The organism is Pseudomonas sp. UYEF17 (genome assembly GCF_040546125.1).
GTDB classification, from domain to species: Bacteria; Pseudomonadota; Gammaproteobacteria; order Pseudomonadales; family Pseudomonadaceae; genus Aquipseudomonas; species Aquipseudomonas putida_Z.
In genome coordinates, this window is the sequence record NZ_JBEPNE010000002.1 from 116,961 (window position 1) to 135,125 (window position 18,165).

Annotated in this window: 15 protein-coding genes; 14 read left to right on the top strand and 1 reads right to left on the bottom strand. The window is 64.4% G+C overall.

The window, feature by feature from the left end:
* Window positions 1-132: 132 nt before the first annotated feature.
* The gene (gene ehuR, locus ABIB24_RS03370) at window positions 133-1,527 is read left to right on the top strand and encodes a MocR-like ectoine utilization transcription factor EhuR (RefSeq protein WP_274119809.1); all 1,395 of its coding nucleotides are present in this window, start codon (window positions 133-135) and stop codon (window positions 1,525-1,527) included.
* A gap of 104 nt (window positions 1,528-1,631) precedes the next feature.
* Here the strand turns inward: ehuR and ABIB24_RS03375 are convergent.
* A protein-coding gene (locus ABIB24_RS03375) for an IS3 family transposase (RefSeq protein ID WP_502945816.1) occupies window positions 1,632-2,983 on the bottom strand; the annotation gives its coding sequence in 2 pieces (ribosomal slippage) (window positions 1,632-2,512 and window positions 2,512-2,983; 1,353 coding nt in all).
* 190 nt (window positions 2,984-3,173) lie between these two features.
* On the opposite strand from ABIB24_RS03375, the gene eutB reads away from it, so the two are divergent.
* The 13 genes from eutB (at window position 3,174) to ABIB24_RS03440 (ending at window position 18,123) form a co-directional block, all read left to right on the top strand.
* Window positions 3,174-4,145: a hydroxyectoine utilization dehydratase EutB gene (gene eutB, locus ABIB24_RS03380; RefSeq protein WP_354316127.1), complete on the top strand. Its 972-nt coding sequence runs from the start codon at window positions 3,174-3,176 to the stop codon at window positions 4,143-4,145.
* 31 nt (window positions 4,146-4,176) lie between these two features.
* Entirely contained in the window at window positions 4,177-5,169 is a 993-nt protein-coding gene (gene eutC, locus ABIB24_RS03385) for an ectoine utilization protein EutC (RefSeq protein ID WP_354316128.1), read from the top strand.
* Between the two features lie 36 nt (window positions 5,170-5,205).
* Window positions 5,206-6,396, top strand: coding sequence for an ectoine hydrolase DoeA (doeA, locus tag ABIB24_RS03390; RefSeq protein ID WP_085601899.1), 1,191 nt, complete (start codon window positions 5,206-5,208; stop codon window positions 6,394-6,396).
* 3 nt (window positions 6,397-6,399) lie between these two features.
* Window positions 6,400-7,419 carry a N(2)-acetyl-L-2,4-diaminobutanoate deacetylase DoeB gene (gene doeB / locus ABIB24_RS03395; RefSeq protein WP_025337669.1) on the top strand — a complete coding sequence of 340 codons (1,020 nt, stop codon included), beginning with the start codon at window positions 6,400-6,402 and terminating at the stop codon, window positions 7,417-7,419.
* A 36-nt stretch (window positions 7,420-7,455) separates the two neighbouring features.
* Window positions 7,456-8,922, top strand: coding sequence for an NAD-dependent succinate-semialdehyde dehydrogenase (locus tag ABIB24_RS03400; RefSeq protein WP_354316129.1), 1,467 nt, complete (start codon window positions 7,456-7,458; stop codon window positions 8,920-8,922).
* A 12-nt stretch (window positions 8,923-8,934) separates the two neighbouring features.
* Complete coding sequence (locus ABIB24_RS03405) at window positions 8,935-10,320, top strand: aspartate aminotransferase family protein (protein ID WP_025337671.1); 1,386 nt, start codon at window positions 8,935-8,937, stop codon at window positions 10,318-10,320.
* Window positions 10,321-10,444: 124 nt separating this feature from the next.
* Entirely contained in the window at window positions 10,445-11,065 is a 621-nt protein-coding gene (gene ycaC / locus ABIB24_RS03410; RefSeq protein WP_010951959.1) for an isochorismate family cysteine hydrolase YcaC, read from the top strand.
* A gap of 230 nt (window positions 11,066-11,295) precedes the next feature.
* The gene (ppk2, locus tag ABIB24_RS03415; protein WP_075043745.1) at window positions 11,296-12,114 is read left to right on the top strand and encodes a polyphosphate kinase 2; all 819 of its coding nucleotides are present in this window, start codon (window positions 11,296-11,298) and stop codon (window positions 12,112-12,114) included.
* 35 nt (window positions 12,115-12,149) lie between these two features.
* Window positions 12,150-13,346, top strand: a complete 1,197-nt coding sequence (locus ABIB24_RS03420) for a monovalent cation:proton antiporter-2 (CPA2) family protein (protein WP_354316130.1) — start codon at window positions 12,150-12,152, stop codon at window positions 13,344-13,346.
* Window positions 13,347-13,385: 39 nt separating this feature from the next.
* Window positions 13,386-14,483 (top strand): AI-2E family transporter, encoded by a 1,098-nt coding sequence (locus tag ABIB24_RS03425; RefSeq protein ID WP_025337674.1) that lies wholly within the window; start codon window positions 13,386-13,388, stop codon window positions 14,481-14,483.
* A gap of 13 nt (window positions 14,484-14,496) precedes the next feature.
* Window positions 14,497-16,017 (top strand): efflux transporter outer membrane subunit, encoded by a 1,521-nt coding sequence (locus ABIB24_RS03430; protein ID WP_137162975.1) that lies wholly within the window; start codon window positions 14,497-14,499, stop codon window positions 16,015-16,017.
* Entirely contained in the window at window positions 16,014-17,111 is a 1,098-nt protein-coding gene (locus ABIB24_RS03435; protein ID WP_137162976.1) for an HlyD family secretion protein, read from the top strand. The genes ABIB24_RS03430 and ABIB24_RS03435 overlap by 4 nt, the downstream gene beginning before the upstream one ends.
* Complete coding sequence (locus ABIB24_RS03440; protein WP_354316131.1) at window positions 17,101-18,123, top strand: DUF2955 domain-containing protein; 1,023 nt, start codon at window positions 17,101-17,103, stop codon at window positions 18,121-18,123. Before ABIB24_RS03435 ends, ABIB24_RS03440 begins: the two co-directional genes overlap by 11 nt.
* The last annotated feature ends 42 nt before the right edge of the window (window positions 18,124-18,165 follow it).

Sequence of the window (18,165 nt, forward strand, 5' to 3'; positions counted from 1 at the left end):
CAGCGGGAGTTCGACCTTGGGCCGAGCATACAAAAGCTGAAACGGCGATGGCATTGCACTAGGACAATTGCCCGAAGCACTTGTACGGGGGATGCTGTGACCCTGGCCCCGGCAAGTGAAGCGAACATCATGATGCACAGTTGGAAGGCAGCCCTGGACGCCGCCCGCATCGGCGAGTCCAAATACAAGATCCTGGTCCAGGCCGTCACCGGCGAGATCGAGCGCGGCGTATTGGTACATGACCAGCGCCTGCCACCGCAGCGGCAGGTAGCCGATGCCCTGGGCATCAGCGTGCAGACCGTGACCAATGCCTACAAGGAACTGGAGCGCCAAGGCCTGGTGCGTTGCGAGATCGGCCGTGGCAGTTTCGTCAGCCGGCGCATGAGCGACCGTGTGTCGGATGACATCATCGACCTGCCCGAGCGAACCCTGGTCGACTTCTCCATCACCCGCATCCTGCACACCCAGGTGCATGAGCGCATCTGGCGCGACACCTGCGCCGAGCTGGCTTTGGAGGAGGAGCAGCCGTGGATCCATGCCTACCGGCCCATCGCCGGTTTCGAGAGCCACCGCGAGGCGGCGGTGCGCTGGCTTGCCGGCCTGGGCATGCAGGTCGAGCGTGACGATGTGCTGGTCACCAACGGCGCCGCCCACGCCATCTTCCTGGCCCTGGCCTCGCTGGCCGGGCCGGATGATGTGGTGCTGTGCGAGGGGTTGACCGACCATGGCGTGATCGGCAATTCACAGGTGCTCGGTTTTACCCTCAAAGGCCTGGAGATGGACCGCGAGGGTATCAACCCGGAGCATTTCGAGGACATCTGCAGCAACGAGCGGGTGACCGCGCTGGTGTGCACACCCAACCTCAACAACCCGACCGTCAGCCTGATGCCCGACAGCCGCCGCCAGGAGATTGCCGAAATTGCCCGGCGCTTTGGTGTGCATATCATCGAAGATGACGTTTACGGGCCGCTACTGGGTGGCAGCCATGCCAGGCCACTCAGTTCCTATGCGCCGGAGCTGTCGTTCTACTGCACCAGCATGACCAAGTCGGTGCTTACCGGCCTGCGCGTGGGCTATCTGGCCATGCCCAAGCGCCTGGCGCTGCGCACCGAGAGCATCTTGCGGGTCAACAGCTGGATGGCCACGCCCTTGGTGGCGGAGATTGCATCGCGCTGGATCAACGACGGGCGCGCGGCGCAGCTGGTGGCGCTGCAGCGCACCTTGCTGGGCGAGCGTCAGGCGTTGTTGCGTGAATACCTGGGGGATTATGTGCGTGGTCAGCACGCCCATGCCCTGGGGGCGTGGCTGAACATTCCCGAGCGCTGGGAAGTGGACAGCCTGGTGCGTGCCTTGCGCCGCCTGCAGATTGCGGTGACGCCGCCGGAGCCGTTCCTGGTGCGCGGTACACCGCGGCCACGGGCCGTGCGCTTGTGCGTGGGCGCCGAGTGTTCCGAGGCAAAGTTGCGCCAGGCCTTTGGCGATATGCGGGAGTTGTTCGGGCAGTATCCGCAGATCCACGAGCTTTGAGCGGCCTGTACCGGCCTCTTCGCGGGTAAACCCGCTCCCACAGGTTCCGTGCGAGGTTCAGGAAATGCGCGATTCCTGGACTGCCCCCGAAAAGTTGGACAGTTTTAGCCAGTGGCCTGAATCCTGTAGCTGACAGGGCTCAGGCCATTGAGTTTCAGCCTGATGCGGTCATGGTTGTAGTAATGGATGTACTCCTCCAGGCCCGCCTTCAGCTGTTCGACGCTTTCAAAGCGCTTCAGGTAGAAGAACTCTGACTTCAGTGTGCCGAAGAAGCTTTCCATCGCTGCATTATCCAGACAATTGCCCTTGCGAGACATGCTCTGCTTCACACCGCGCGCTGCGAGCTTATGGCGGTATTGGGGCTGCTGGTAATGCCATCCCTGGTCTGAGTGGATCACTAGCTTGGGCTTTTCACCCAACCCATCGAGCGCCTTTTCCAGCATGTTCCCGACCAAGCCATAGGTAGGCCGGCAAGCTGTTTCATAGGCGATGATCTCACCGTTGTACAAGTCCATCACGGGCGACAGGTAGAGCTTTTGTTGGGCCACTTTGAACTCAGTGACATCGGTCACCCACTTCTGGTTGGGGCGTTGCGCGACGAAATTACGCTCCAGCAAATTCATTGCCACCTTGCCGACAATGCCGCGATAGGATCGATACTTCTTCGGGCGTACAACGGACTGCAAACCAACCTCAGCCATCAACCGTTCAATGACCTTCTTGTTGACCAAGGTCCCCTGATTCCTGATGGCAAGGGCAATGCGGCGGTAGCCATACAGCCCTTTCTCCTCGTGATAGACACGCTGCACCAACTCCTTGAGCGAGGCGTGCCTGTCCGGCTTTTGCTGGCACTTGACCTGGTAATAAAAGGTACTGCGTGCCAATCCCACCATCTGCAAGAGGTCAGGCAGCGGATATTTATGTCTGAATTTGCAGACGATCAGGGCTTTTTCGTCCGTTTTCGCTCCTTCTCCTCTCGCAGAGCCTTTAACTCCTTTAGGACATCATTCTCCATGCGCAGATACTCGAGCTCGCTCAACAACTGCTCACGAGATTTCTCTGCGTCATTGGTGTCTGTCGGCTTGATGGGCTTAATTTTCTTCGGCACGGCTGATTTTCTTTGTTTGGCGAGAGTGGTTACAGGACTGCCACTGTAGTGCTGCCGCAGCCAAATGCCTATCTGTGAGGACTGTCCAAGGTCAAAGTGCGCCGCTGTTTGGCGCAGGGACAGGCGATGCTCAAGCATGTACTTGAGCACCCGCCGCTTGAATTCCTCGGTGTAGCGGCGACCATGCGAGCGAGGGCTGAGGCTGGCATCGACTTGGTAGCCAGAAACCCAGCGCCGAAGCAGGCTGAAATCGATGCCAAAGTGTTGTGCCACCTTGCGAAAGCCCCAGCTGCCCTCTAGGTAAGCGGTGATAGCCGTGAGCTTGAACTGCTCTGTGTATTTACCCATAGATCCCCCAAGGGTTGGATTGGTGTCCAACTTCTTGGGGGCAGTCCATTCCTGTGGGAGCGGGTTTACCCGCGAAGAGGACGCTGCAGGCAAAAACAAATTCCCCGGCAAATTGCCCTAGTACATTCATCACGACAATTTTCGCCTCATACACTCCGCCCAACATCAGCTCACTTGTTGGGTCCCGGTCATGTCAGCGCTCTCGCTTCACGATCTCTACCTCGCCCGCCAGCGTATCCACGGCCTGGTGCGCAGCACGCCGCTGGAACTTTCCCCCAGCCTGTCACGGCACCTGGGCACGGCGGTCTACCTGAAGCTCGAAGCCCTGCAGACCACCGGCAGCTTCAAGCTGCGCGGCGCCAGCAATGCCATCGCCGCACTCAGCGCGGAACAACGCGCTTGCGGCGTGGTTACGGCCTCCACCGGTAATCACGGCCGGGCGGTGGCCCACGCTGCTGCACAACTGGGCGTGAAGGCAACCGTGTTTCTTTCGCAACTGGTGCCAGCCAACAAGGTCCAGGCCATCCGCGACCTGGGCGCCGAAGTGTGCATCGTCGGCCACTCCCAGGACGATGCCCAGCAGGCCGCGCAACAACATGCCGAGCAACAGGGCGCAACGCTCATTCCACCTTTCGATCACCCTCAGGTCATCGCCGGCCAGGGCACGCTGGGCCTGGAAATCATCGAGCAGTTGCCTGAGGTGGAGCAGGTGCTGATTCCGCTCTCCGGTGGTGGCCTGTTCGCGGGTGTGGCGTTGGCCATGAAAAGCATCAAGCCGGCGATCACCACCCATGGCATCAGCATGCAGCGCGGTGCGGCGATGTACGCCAGCCTGCAGGCCAGCAGGCCAGTCGAGGTAGAGGAGCTGCCGACACTCGCCGACTCGCTTGGTGGCGGCATCGGCCTGGGCAACCAGCACACTCTGAGCATGACCCAGCGTCTGCTCGACCAACTCCACCTGCTGCCGGAAGCGTCGATCGCCAATGGCATTCGCCACGCCTACCAGCACGAACGGTTGGTACTCGAAGGTGCCGGCGCAGTCGGCATCGCCGCGCTGCTCGACGGCCTGGTGACGGCCCGCGGCCCGGTCGTGGTGGTGGTCAGCGGGCGCAACGTCGACAGCGCACAGCATCAGCGCGTCATCAACGGCGGCGACGCCTGAAATTCACGTTTCCTTCACTGGAGGTATTCGAATGCCGGCCATCACCTTGCTCAGCGAAGCCGACCTGCGTAGCTGCATCACCCTCGACCGCAACGCGATCGATGCCATCGAGCAGGCCTTTGCCCTGCTTGCCACGGCCAAGGTGGCGATGCCGCCGATCCTGCGCCTGGATGTGCCCGAGCACAACGGCGAGGTGGACGTGAAAACCGCCTACCTGCCTGGGCTGGAGCGTTTCGCGATCAAGGTCAGCCCGGGCTTTTTCGACAACCCCAAGCTTGGCCTGCCCAGCCTCAACGGCATGATGATACTGCTGTCGGCCCGCACTGGCCTGCTCGATGCCTTGCTCCTCGACAACGGCTACCTCACCGCTGTGCGCACCGCTGCAGCCGGTGCGGTAGCTGCACGCTGGCTGTCGCGGCAGGACAGCCGCAGCGTGGCCTTGATCGGCAGTGGCGAACAGGCACGCCTGCAGCTGCAGGCACTGCGCCTGGTGCGGCCGATCGAGCAGGTCAAGGTGTGGGGGCGCGATGCGCAGAGAACCGCAGCGTTATGTGATGACCTGGGGCGTGATGGGCAACTGCAGGTACAGGCCTGCGACAGTGTCGACCAGGCCATGCAGGCGGTCGATATCGCCATCACCTGCACCCCCAGCCGCGAGCCGCTGATCCAGCCGCATCACCTGCAACCGGGGCTGCACATCACTGCCATGGGCTCGGATGCCGAGCACAAGAACGAGATCGCGCCCATGGCCCTGGCCCGGCTCGACCGTTATGTCGCCGACCGCCTGAGCCAGACCCGGGTGCTGGGTGAACTGCACCACGCCTTGCGCGCTGGCGCGGTCAGCGAACAGGCCGTTCATTCCGAACTGGGCCAGATCATCGCCGGCCTGCACCCGGGCCGTGTGCAGGCCGAAGAGGTCACCCTGTGCGACCTGACCGGCACCGGGGCCCAGGACACCGCCATCGCCAACCTTGCCTACGAACGCGCAATCGCCGCCCACAAAGGCCTGGCGTTTCACAGCTGACAGTTTTCGCAACCCACTCACAAGAAGGGCATCCGTATGTCACAGACAGTGGTCAACCTGCCGTTCGGTCGGCAGGAGTACGCCCAGCGCCTGGCCAAGACCCGCGCTGCCATGCAGGCGCAGGGCCTGGAGCTTTTGCTGGTTACCGATCCATCGAACATGGCCTGGCTTACCGGCTATGACGGCTGGTCGTTCTATGTGCACCAGTGCGTGCTGCTGGCGCTCGATGGCGAGCCGATCTGGTTTGGCCGCGGCCAGGACGCCAATGGCGCAAGGCGCACGGTGTTCATGCAGCACGACAACATCGTCGGCTACCCGGACATCTATGTGCAGTCACGCGAGCGCCACCCGATGGACTACCTGTGCCAGGAGGTGATTCTGGCCAAGGGCTGGGGCGGCCTGAGCATCGGCGTCGAGATGGACAACTACTACTTCAGCGCGGCGGCCTACCAGGCGCTGTGCAAGCACCTGCCACAGGCGCGTTTCAGCGATGCCGCCGGGCTGGTCAACTGGCAGCGGGCGGTCAAGTCGCCGCAGGAAATCGAATACATGCGTATCGCCGCGCGCATCGTCGAACAGATGCACGGGTGCATCCTGGAACGCATCGAGCCCGGCATGCGCAAGAACGAGCTGGTAGCCGAGATCTACCGCAGCGGCATCCTCGGTGTCGATGGCCATGGCGGCGACTACCCGGCCATCGTGCCGTTGTTGCCGACTGGCGCTGATGCCAGCGCGCCGCACCTTACCTGGGACGATTCACCGTTCACCCGCGGCGCCGGCACGTTCTTCGAGATTGCCGGCTGCTACAAGCGCTACCACTGCCCGCTGTCGCGCACCGTGTACCTGGGCAAGCCGCCGCAACACTTTCTCGATGGCGAAAAGGCGGTGGTCGAAGGTATCGCGGCCGGCCTCGATGCCGCGCGGCCAGGCAACACCACCGGTGACATCGCCAGGGCGTTCTTCCGCGTGCTGGAGAAGTTCGGCATACACAAGGACAGCCGCTGTGGTTACCCGATCGGTATCAGCTACCCGCCAGATTGGGGCGAGCGCACCATGAGCCTGCGCCCGAGCGACACCAGCGTGCTGCAACCGGGCATGACCTTCCACTTCATGCCGGGGCTGTGGATGGACGACTGGGGCCTGGAGATCACCGAAAGCATCCTCATCACCGAGACCGGGGTCGAGACCCTGTGCAACGTGCCGCGCCAGCTGTTCGTGAAGGACTGACCCATGAATGCGATCGCACAGGCCGCCGCCACGGTGGCCAACCCCATCACCTGTACCTTGGATTTCGAGCAGGACGGCGTGCAGCACGGCTTCCTCAAGCTGCCGTACTCGCGTGACGACTCGGCCTGGGGGGCGGTGATGATTCCGCTGACGGTGGTCAGGAACGGCAATGGCCCGACAGCCTTGCTCACGGGTGGCAATCACGGTGACGAATACGAAGGCCCTGTGGCGCTGAGCAAGCTGGCCCAGCAGCTGCAGGCCGGGCAGGTAAGCGGGCGGGTGATCATCGTGCCGTTCATGAACACACCGGCGTTCCAGGCGGGCACCCGCACCTCGCCGATCGACCGGGGCAACCTCAACCGCAGCTTCCCTGGCCGGCCTGATGGCAGCGTGACGGAAAAGATCGCCGACTATTTCCGCCGCACCTTGCTGCCGTTGGCCGATATCGTCCTGGACATCCACTCCGGTGGTCGCACCCTCGACTTCCTGCCGTTCGCTGCATGCCATGTGCTGCCCGACAAGGCCCAGCAGGCCCGTTGTGAAGCCGGCATGCAGGCCTTCGCCGCGCCCTACAGCATGCGCATGCTCGAGCTGGATGCGCAGGCGATGTACGACACCGCGGCAGAAGAGCAGGGCAAGGTGTTCATCACCACCGAACTGGGCGGTGGTGGCACCTCCACGGCGAAAAGCGTGGCCCTGGCGGAGCGCGGCGTGCGCAATGTGCTGATTCACGCCGGCATCCTCGCCGGCGAAGTGGAGCAGGGCGAGACAACCCTGCTGGACATGCCCGATGGCGATTGCTTCATCGCCAGCGAGCACGACGGCTTGCTGGAGATGTGCCGCGACCTGGGCGAAACGGTCAGCCAGGGCGAAGTGATCGCCCGTATCCATGACATCCGCCGCACCGGCAGCGCCCCGGTCGAGTACCGCGCCCGACGCAATGGCTTGCTCGCAGCCCGGCACTTTCCCGGCCTGGTGCAGTGCGGCGACACCCTGGCGGTGATCGCCGACGTACTGGCCTGAACCTGGCGCCACGACAACGAGGTATGGAGAACAGTCATGTCACACCACTACCCATTCAACAGCCTGTGCCACGTCGATGGCCAATGGCTGCACAGCCACAGTGGCAACAGCGTCGCCGTGCATGACCCGGCCAACCGCCAGGTCATCGGCCATGTGCCGCTGCTCGACCATGAGCAGATCGTCGCCGCGGTGGATGCCGCCCAGCGGGCTTTCCCGGCCTGGCGTCAGCAGAGCCTGGACAGCCGCGCTGCGCTGTTGCGGCGCTGGGCCGAATTGATGCTCGAGCACCAGGAGGCTCTGGCGCGCATTCTCAGCGAGGAACAGGGCAAGCCGCTGGCCGAAGCACGCGGTGAAATCGCCTATGCGGCAAGCTTCATTCCCTGGTTTGCCGAGGAGGCCCGGCGCCTCAACGGGCAGACCATCCCCAGCCATATTCCGGGTGCCCAGCTGAGTACGCTGAAGGAGCCCGTCGGGGTCTGCGCGCTGCTCACCCCGTGGAACTTCCCCAGCGCCATGATCACCCGCAAGGCGGCTGCGGCGTTGGCGGCCGGCTGCACGGTGGTGGTCAAACCAGCCCACGAAACACCGTTCTCGGCGCTGGCCCTGGCCCAGCTGGCAGAGGACGCCGGCTTCCCACCGGGGGTGTTCAACGTGGTGATCGGCGAGCCGCAGATGGCCATGGAAACCCTGGTGCGCGACAGCCGCGTGCGGACGGTCAGCTTCACCGGCTCGACCCGGGTCGGCAAGCTGGTGCTGCAAGCCGCGGCTCAGGATGTGAAGAAAGTGGCGCTGGAACTGGGCGGCAACGCGCCATTCATCGTCTGCGCCGATGCCGACCTGGAGCTGGCCGTGCGGGTGGCCGTGGCCGCCAAGTTCCAGACGTCTGGCCAGGACTGCTGCGCGGCCAACCGGATCATGGTGCAGCGGCCGTTGTACGAAGCATTCCTGGCGCGCTTCGCCGAAGCGGTGCGGGCGCTGAAGGTTGGCCCGGCGATGGTCGATGGTGAGGAGACGGCCGCAGAGGTCGGCCCGTTGATGCACCAGGCCGCCTTCGATGCCACCCAGGCCCGTGTCGAGGACGCCCTGCAGCGTGGCGCCCGGCGCCTGGTCGGTGGCGAGGGCCATGCGCTGGGTGGCTGGTTCTTCCAGCCGACGGTGCTCGCCGATGTCACGCCGGCGATGCGCATCTACCAGGAAGAAAACTTCGCGCCGATTGCCGGGGTCATGCCGTTCGACACGCTGGAGCAGGCCATCACCATGGCCAATGACACCGAGTACGGCCTGGCTGCCTACATCGTCGGCAACCGCCTCGATATCGTGCACCCGCTGGTGCGCCGGCTCGACCACGCGATGGTGGCGATCAACGGCGTCAAGTTCACCGGCCACCCCATCCCGTTCGGCGGCATGAAGGCCTCGGGCCTGGGCCGCGAAGGCGGCAGCGAGGGCTTCGAACCCTTCGTCGAAACCAAATACGTTTGCTTGCACCACCACGGTCAGTTCTAAGGAGTGTTTGCCATGAGCCAAGATTTCAGCCAGCTGTTCGAACAGGACCGCGCCCACTTCATGCACCCCTCGACCCACGCCCATGACCACGCCAGCGGCGCGCTCAAGGGCCGGATCATCACCGGTGCCGAAGGCATCCGCCTGCGTGACCATGAAGGCCGCGAACTGATCGACGCCTTCGCCGGCCTGTACTGCGTGAACATCGGTTACGGGCGTACCGAGGTCGCTGACGCCATCCATCGCCAGGCCAAGGAGCTGGCGTATTACCACACCTATGTCGGCCACTCGACCGAAGCGATCATCGAGCTTTCCAGCCGCATCATCGACTGGGCGCCGGCCGGGATGAAAAAGGTCTATTACGGCCTGTCGGGGTCCGATGCCAACGAGACCCAGGTCAAGCTGGTGCGCTACTACAACAACATCCTCGGTCGCCCACTCAAGAAGAAGATCATCTCTCGCGACCGCGGCTATCACGGCTCGGGCATCATGACCGGCAGCCTTACCGGCCTGCCCAGCTTCCACCAGCATTTCGACCTGCCGGTGGAGGGCGTCAAGCATACGGTCTGCCCGCACTGGTACCGCAAGGCACCAGCCGGCATGGATGAGCAGGCCTTCGTGCGCTATTGCGCCGACGAGCTGGAGCAACTGATCCTGGCCGAAGGGCCCGACACCGTCGCCGCGTTCATTGGCGAGCCGCTGATGGGTACCGGTGGCATCATCGTGCCGCCAAAGGGCTACTGGAAGGCGATCCAGGCCGTGCTCGATCGCTACGACGTGCTGCTGATCGCCGACGAAGTGGTGTGCGCCTTCGGCCGCCTGGGCTCGAAGATGGGCAGCCAGCGCTACGACATCCGCCCGGACCTGATCACCACGGCCAAGGGCCTGACCAGCGCCTATGCGCCGCTGTCGGCAGTGATCGTTGGTGAGAAGGTGTGGAACGTGATCGAAGAAGGCTCGCAGAAGGCCGGCCCGATGGGCCACGGCTGGACCTACTCCGGGCACCCGATCTGCGCGGCGGCGGCGCTGGCCAACCTGGATATTCTCGAGCGCGAGAACCTGACCGAGAATGCCGAAGTGGTGGGGGCATACCTGAACCGGCGCATGCGCGAAACCTTCGAAGGCCACCCGCTGGTAGGTGAAGTACGGGGTGACGGCATGCTTTGCGCGGTCGAGTTCATGGCCGATCGCGAGGCGCGCACGGCGTTCGACCCGGCGTTGAAAGTCGGGCCACAGGTGTCGGCAGCGTGCCTTGAGCGCGGGATGATCGCCCGGGCCATGCCGCATGGTGACATTCTCGGTTTTGCACCGCCGTTGGTGCTGAACCAGGAGGATGCCGAAAAGATCGTCGCCATCACCAAGGCGGCGGTCGATGAGGTGGCTGGCAAGGTGCTCGGCTGAGCATTGCAGGGGCCGCCATGCGGCCCCATCGCCGGCCTCGGCAGGCGAACCGACTGACGGTCCCACCCACCCCGCATCCTTGCCTACGCTGATAGTCCAACCCGCTGAAGCAAGGAGAACCGTCATGGCCTTCCAATACAAGCGTCTGGACAAGAACAACGCCGCCGTGCTGCTGGTTGACCACCAGACCGGCCTGCTCTCGCTGGTAAGGGACATCGACCCCGACCGCTTCAAGAACAACGTCCTGGCCCTGTCGGACCTGGCCAAGTACTTCAAGCTGCCGACCATTCTCACCACCAGTTTCGAGACCGGCCCCAACGGCCCGCTGGTGCCCGAACTGAAAGAGCAGTTCCCCGACGCCCCGTACATCGCCCGGCCTGGCAACATCAACGCCTGGGACAACGAGGACTTCGTCAAGGCCGTCAAGGCCACCGGCAAGAAGCAGTTGCTGATCGCCGGCGTGGTGACCGAAGTGTGCGTGGCCTTCCCGGCACTGTCGGCGCTGGAGGAGGGCTTCGAGGTATTTGTCGTCACCGATGCCTCCGGCACCTTCAACGAACTGACCCGTGACTCGGCCTGGCGGCGCATGGAGGCCGCCGGGGCGCAACTGATGACCTGGTTCGGCGTGGCCTGCGAACTGCACCGTGACTGGCGCAACGACATCGAAGGGCTGGGGACCCTGTTCTCCAACCATATTCCGGATTACCGCAACCTGATGACCAGCTACAACAAACTGGCCAAGTAGTTCGGCCTCGAAGGCACCCCCGTACCTTGTGGGAGCGGGTTCACCCGCGAATGCGTCGGTAGCTTCAATGACGCATTCGCGGGTAAACCCGCTCCCACCCCCTCCCCGGAACACTCACCAGCACTCGCAGAATCAATGAGATAGAAGCAAGCCTGCGAAATCCACAAGCGAAGCGGCAAACTGCCATGGATCGACCATACTGACTCTTCATTCGCCCTCAGGAGAGTGCCATGTCGAAGTCGTCCAGGAAAAAAGACCTCAAGGACCAGCCGGAGAAACTGGGCGGCAAGGCGTACGAGAAGGCACTCAAGCAGCTGCATGTGGAACTGGTGAAGCTGCAGGAATGGGTGGTGGCCAAGGGCCTGAAGGTGTGCATTGTCTTCGAGGGCCGCGATGGCGCCGGCAAGGGCGGTACCATCAAGGCCATTACCGAGCGCGTCAGCCCGCGAGTATTCCGCGTGGTGGCGCTGCCGGCACCGACCGAGCGGGAAAAGACCCAGATGTATGTGCAACGCTACCTGGGCCACCTGCCTGCCGCGGGCGAGGTAGTGATCTTCGACCGCAGCTGGTACAACCGCGCCGGTGTCGAGCGGGTGATGGGCTTTTGCAGCGAAGAACAGAGCAGCAAGTTTCTCACCGTGGTGCCGCTGTTCGAAAAGATGATGGTCGAGTCGGGGATCATCCTCATCAAGTACTGGCTGGAGGTCAGCGCCGAAGAGCAGACCCGCCGCCTGCAGGACCGCATCAACGATGGCCGCAAGCTGTGGAAGCTGTCACCGATGGACCTCAAGTCGTACACCCGCTGGGATGAATACACCCGGGCCCGCGATGACATGTTCGCCGCCTCCGATTCGTCCTGGGCACCATGGTTCATGGCCCATTCCAACGACAAGCGCCGTGCCCGGCTGAATATCATCAGCCATCTGCTGACGCGCATTCCCTACAAGGACATCACCCGTGACGGGCTGGTGAAATTGCCCAAGCGCGGCAAGATCGGCAAATACAAGGCCGTCAACTACCCGTTCAAAGTCGTCGAAGAGCGTTTCTGATCTCTCCCCGCGGGGAGCAGCGAGGGTGCGAGCCTATGCCACATGATGGCAGCCTGTTGCAGGCGACGGTGGTGTTCCTGCTGGCCGTGGTGCTTCTGGTACCGCTGGCGCAGCGTTTGAAAATGGGGGCGGTGCCCGGCTATCTGCTGGCGGGCATCCTGATAGGGCCATCGGTATTTGGCCTGCTGAACAACCCGGATAACGTGGCACGCCTGTCGGAGATGGGTGTGGTGATGTTGCTGTTCGTCATCGGCCTGGAGCTTTCGCCGCGGCGTTTGTGGGGCATGCGCCGGGCGCTGTTTGGCGTCGGCTCGCTACAAGTGGGCCTGAGTGCTGTAGTGCTTGGCCTGCTGGCGTACTGGCTGTTCGGCCAGTCGAAGCCGGCTGCCATCGTGCTGGGCCTGGGCCTTGCGCTGTCGTCCACCGCGTTTGGCCTGCAGGTACTGGCCGAGCGCAAGGACCTGGGCAAGCCGCACGGCCGCCTGGCCGTGGCGATCCTGCTGTTCCAGGACATTGCCGCGATCCCGCTGATTGCCGTGGTGCCGCTGCTCGGTGGTGATGTCAGCACCGCCGACGAAGGTGCCTGGCCGGTGCTGGCGGTGGTGGTTGGCATTGGTGTGCTGATCATCTTTGGCCGCTACCTGTTGACCCCTGTCTTCAAATGGACAGTCGGTTCGGGCCTGCCCGAGCTGTCGACCGCTACCGCCTTGCTGGTGGTGCTGGGCACCGCCTGGGTGATGGAGCACGTGGGCGTGTCGATGGCGCTCGGGGCATTTCTGGCGGGCGTGTTGATGGCCGAGTCGCCTTTCCGCCACGAACTGGAAACCCAGATCGAGCCCATCAAGGGTTTGCTGCTGGGGCTGTTCTTCGTTGGCGTGGGGATGAGCGCCGACCTGCGCTTGCTGTTCGGCATGCCGTTAATGGTGCTGGGGCTGACCCTGCTGCTGGTGGTCATCAAGTTGCCGCTGCTGTATGGCTTGGGCCGCACGGCGGGTGGGCTGAACCAGGCCCAGGCGCTGTGCCTGGGCGTGGTGCTGGCCTCTGGCGGCGAGTTTGCCTTCGTGGTGTTCAAGCTGGCGCTGGACCATCAGGTGCTGGCGCAGCAGGTGCATGACCTGCTGGTGCTGGCCATCACCTTGTCGATGGCGGTAGTGCCGTTGGTAATGATGGCCCTGGCGCGCCAGTTGCGTGACGACAGCCCGTCACAAGCAACCCCTGAAGCGGGCCACTGAATCGCGCCACACGGCGCACCTGGAGTTCGGAGGTGATGCATGCAACCGGGTATCAAGCTGGACAGCCGCCTGTCGCGGGGCTTGCTCGATGTGCTCATCAAGGCCGGCCTGGTGGCTGCGCTGGTGATATTCGCCTTCCAGACGTTCCAGCCGTTCCTGGAGCTGATGCTGTGGTCGGTGATCCTGGCGGTGACCTTGTACCCGCTGTATTGCCGCATCCAGCGCCGCACAGGGCTCAAGGACGGGCTTTCGGCGACGCTGGTCGTTCTGCTGGTACTGGTCGTGCTGCTGGTGCCGATCTACCTGGTGGTGATGTCCATCGGCGAGTCGGTGGACAGCCTGGTGACGTTGCTGAAAAGCGGTGCCTGGAGCGTGCCGGCACCTCCCGATTCGGTGGCGGCCTGGCCGCTGATCGGGCCGAAGGTGCATGCCCTGTGGCTGGCAGCCTCGGAAAACATGGCCGGTGTGCTGAACCAGTGGATGCCCCAGCTCAAGGATGCCGGGCGCACGGTGCTGGGGGCTGCAGCCAGCGCAGGCGGCGCGTTCCTGTTGTTCATCGCGGCGATCATCGTCTCGGGCATCATCATGGCGTTCGGTGACCGCGGCGAAATCGCGGCGCAGCGTATAGCCATGCGGGTGTCGGGCGAGGAGCGCGGCAAGCCACTGGCCAAGCTGTGCACCGCCACCATTCGCGCGGTGGCCCAGGGCGTGATCGGCATTGCCTTCATCCAGATGCTGCTGATCGGTGTCGGCTTCGTCATCAAAGGGGTACCGGGGGCCGGGATGCTGGCCATCGTCATCCTCATGCTGGGGATTGCCCAGGCACCGGCCACGTTGATCACGGTGCCGGTGATCATCTACATCTTCAACGTCGAAGGCTTTACCGTGGCGACCATCATCTTCGCCATCTACAGCTTCGTCGCCGGGCTTGCCGACAACGTGCTCAAGCCGCTGCTGCTGGGGCGCGGGGTGGACGTGCCGATGCCGGTGGTGCTGATCGGGGCACTGGGCGGCATGGTGGTCAAAGGCATCATCGGCCTGTTCATCGGCCCGGTGATCCTGGGCGTCACTTATGTACTGTTCTGGCAGTGGGTGGCGCTGCAGGTGCCGGAAAACCCCGTCGAGCCGTCGGCGTGAGCCAAGGCCTGCCATGCCCGGACGCCTCTGTGGTTGTGCACTGAGCCTGGCTGCCACGTTGGTGGGCTGTACCCAGGTCGGCCCGGATTTCCAGCCGCCGCAGGACCCATGGCTGAGCACCTGGAACACCCCGCTGCTGGAGCAGGCCGGGCAGCAGGTCGCGGCGCCCGACCTGCGCCAGTGGTGGGCCGTGTTCGCCGACCCGGCCCTGGACGCCTTGATCGCCGAGGCCGATGCCAACAACAGCAACCTGCGCGTGACCGGCTTGCGCATTGCCGAAGCCCGCGCCCAGTTGGCCATCGTGCAGACCGGGCGTTATCCACAGCTGCAGCAGCTGCGCGCCCAGAGCCTGTACCTCAAGCAGGACCAGTCCGGCACCGCCACCGCTCGTGATTCGGTATTCTGGCAATCCAGCGTGGGCTTCGACATCGGCTGGGAAATCGACTTCTGGGGGCGCTTCAGCCGCGCCATCGAAAGCGCCGACGCCGTCTACTTCGCCTCCCAGGCCAATTACGCCGATGCCATGTTGCTGTTGCGTGCGCAGGTGGCCGACACCTACTTTGCCCTGCGCACCACCGAGGCGCGGCTGGATATCGCCGAAGAAAACGCCCGCCGCCAGGCGCGCAGCCTGGAGATAACCGAGCGGCTGTTCCGTCATGGCGAAAACGACGAACTCGACTGGCAACAGGCGCGCACCCAGTACCTGGCTACCCAGGCCACCATCCCCGAGTTTCAGAACCAGCTCAATGCCCTGCGCAACGTGCTGTGCTCGCTGCTGGGTCGGCCGCCCGGGCCGCTGCCACAACTGGATGCCGGCCACGGCCAGTTGCCGTTGCCGGACCGTGCCGTGCTGCAGGGCGTGCCCGCCAGCCTGCTGCAGCGCCGCCCGGACATCCGCGCCGCCGAGCAGGCGGTGGCGGCGCAGTCGGCACTGGTCGGGGTGGCCGAGGCCGACCTTTATCCACAACTGAGCCTGCTGGGCAGCGTCGGCTGGAGCTTCGTCACGGCCAATCACCTGCCCGATACCTTCGACATCGCCGCCGGGCCCAGCCTGATCTGGAACCCGTTCGACTACGGCCGGCGCAAGAACGCCGTGCGCGTGGAAGATGCCCGCTTGCAGCAGCTGATCGAGCTGTATCACCAAGGTGTGCGCGAAGCCGCCCGCGAGGCCGACGATGCCGCCAGCGGGCTGGTGCGCTCGCTGCAGAGCGCAAGCATCCGCGACCAGGCCTCGCAGGCCGCGCAGCGCTCGCTGAGCCTGGCCAGCTCGCAGTACCGCGAAGGCTTTGCCGACTTCCAGCGGGTGCTCGACGCCCAGCAACTGCTGCTGCAGCAACAGGACGGCTACCTGGTCAGCCGCGGTAATGCCGTCAGCAGCCTGGTGACGTTGTACAAGGCCCTTGGCGGCGGCTGGGACGCCAGCCGCGCACCGATCGACCCGGCCACCCGCCAGCAGATGCAGCAACGCACAGATTGGGGCGAACTGCTCGATGAGCCGGGCCCCAGCGCACATGCACAAGGTGAAACGAAATGAGCGACGCTACGCCGACGCCACCCCCGCCAGCCCCCGATCGCGGCATGCGCTGGGTGCTGCTGCTGATTGCCGTGAGCCTGCTGTGGTACCTGCTGGCCGACCGTTTCACGCCCTATACCCAGCAGGCCCGCCTGCAGGCGTACGTGGTGCCGGTGAGTGCCGAGGTGGCCGGGCAGGTGAAGCGTGTGGCGGTGGGCAACAACCAGGAAGTACGCAAGGGCGATGTACTGTTCGAACTGGACCAGGAGCAGTACCGCATCGCCCTGGCCCGCGCCGAAGCCGACCTGGACGCGGTACGCCGGCAGATCGGTGCCCACACCGCTGGCATCGACTCGGCCCAGGCGGCGCTGGTGGCGGCCCAGGCCAACGAGCGCAAGGCGCGGCAGGACGCCGAGCGGCTCAAGCGCCTGATCGATGAAGACCCGGGCACGGTGTCGGTGCGCCGTCTGGAGGGTGCCCAGGCCAACCGCGACCAGGCCATCAGCCAGGTCGCGGCAGCCCGTGCCGAAGTGGAGCGGGCCCGTGAGCAGCAGGGCGGGGCGCAGGACGACAACGCCCAACTGCGCAGCGCGGCGGCCAATGTGGAAAAAGCCCGGCTGGACCTGGCGCGCACCGTGGTACGCGCCGATGCAAACGGGCTGATCACCGACCTGCGCACCGACGTTGGCCACTATGTCGGCGCCGGCAGCCCGATGATGACCCTGATCGCCATCCATGACGTGTGGATAAGTGCCGACATGACCGAGAACAACCTCGGTCGGCTGCGCCCAGAAACCCCGGTGCTGGTAGTGCTCGATGCGCTGCCTGGCACAGTGTTGAAGGGGCGCATTCGCAGCATCGGCTACGGCGTGAGCGTGGGCCAGAGCAACCCGCCGGGCACGTTGCCGACCGTGCAGAACAGCCGCGAGTGGCTGCGCTCTGCGCAGCGCTTCCCGGTGATCGTCGAACTGGAGCGTGACCAGTTGCAGGACAAGAGCGGTTTGCGGGTCGGCGGCCAGGCCGAAGTCATGGCCCTGCCAACCGAGGGCAACCCTTTGAACCTGTTGGGCCGGCTTTTCATGTGGCTGATGAGCTGGCTGTCGTATGCCTATTGAGCTGCGCCGCCTGCGCGCCCTGCGCCTGGCCTGGGGCGTGGCGCTGTGCCTGGCGGTGAGTTTCGGCATCGGCTTGCCGGTGCCGATCCTGGCGCCGGTGTTCGCGGTGTTGTTGCTGGCCATGCGCAGCCAGCCCTTGCCCCTGCGTGCGGCCCCGGCCCTGGCGGTGCTGGTGCTGCTTGCCTGCGGTAGCGGGCTGCTGCTGATTCCGCTGCTGCGCCATGCCCCGGTGAGTGGGGTGTTGCTGGTGGGGGTGGGGGTTTTCCTGACCTTGCGTTATGCGCTGAAAGGCGGCAACGGCCTGCTGGCCAATTTGCTGGTGATCGGCTTGACCATGATCGCTGCCGCCGGCACCAGCGACTTCAGCTTGGCGCTGTCGGTGGTCGAAGCGCTGGCCAAAGGCATGCTGCTAGCGGTGCTGGGTACCGCGGCAGCGCATGTGCTGTTTCCAGAGCCGGCCGATGCGCCGGCGCAACCGGCACCGCCTCTGCTCGACAGTGACCAGGTGAGCTGGGTCGCCTTGCGTGCCACGCTGATCGTCATGCCGGCCTTTTTGCTGGCGCTGATCGCACCGGACCAGTACATGCCGCTGATCATGAAGGCAGTGAGCCTGGGGCAGCAGGCCGGCGAGACCCGCGCGCGGCATGCCAGCCGCGAGTTGATCGGCTCGACCTTGCTTGCCGGGTTGCTGGCGATACTGATGTGGGGCGCGTTGAGCCTGTTCGTGCACCTGTGGATGTTTTTCCTGTGGGTGCTGCTCTTCGTTCTCTGGCAGGGGCGCAGGCTCTACCGTGCGGTGGATACCAGGCAAAGCCCGGCGTACTGGGTGAGCTGCCTGACGACCATGCTGATCTTGCTGGGGCAGTCGGTGCAGGACAGCGCGGGCGGGCAGGATGTGTACCGCGCCTTTGGCGTGCGCATGGCGCTGTTTCTGGCGGTGTCGGTGTATGCCAGTGCCATGCTGATCTGGATCGACCGGCTTCGGATGCGGCGTGGGCTTCTTCGCGGGTGAACCCGCTCCCACAGGTATCGCGTTGCCCATGGGATCACGCAA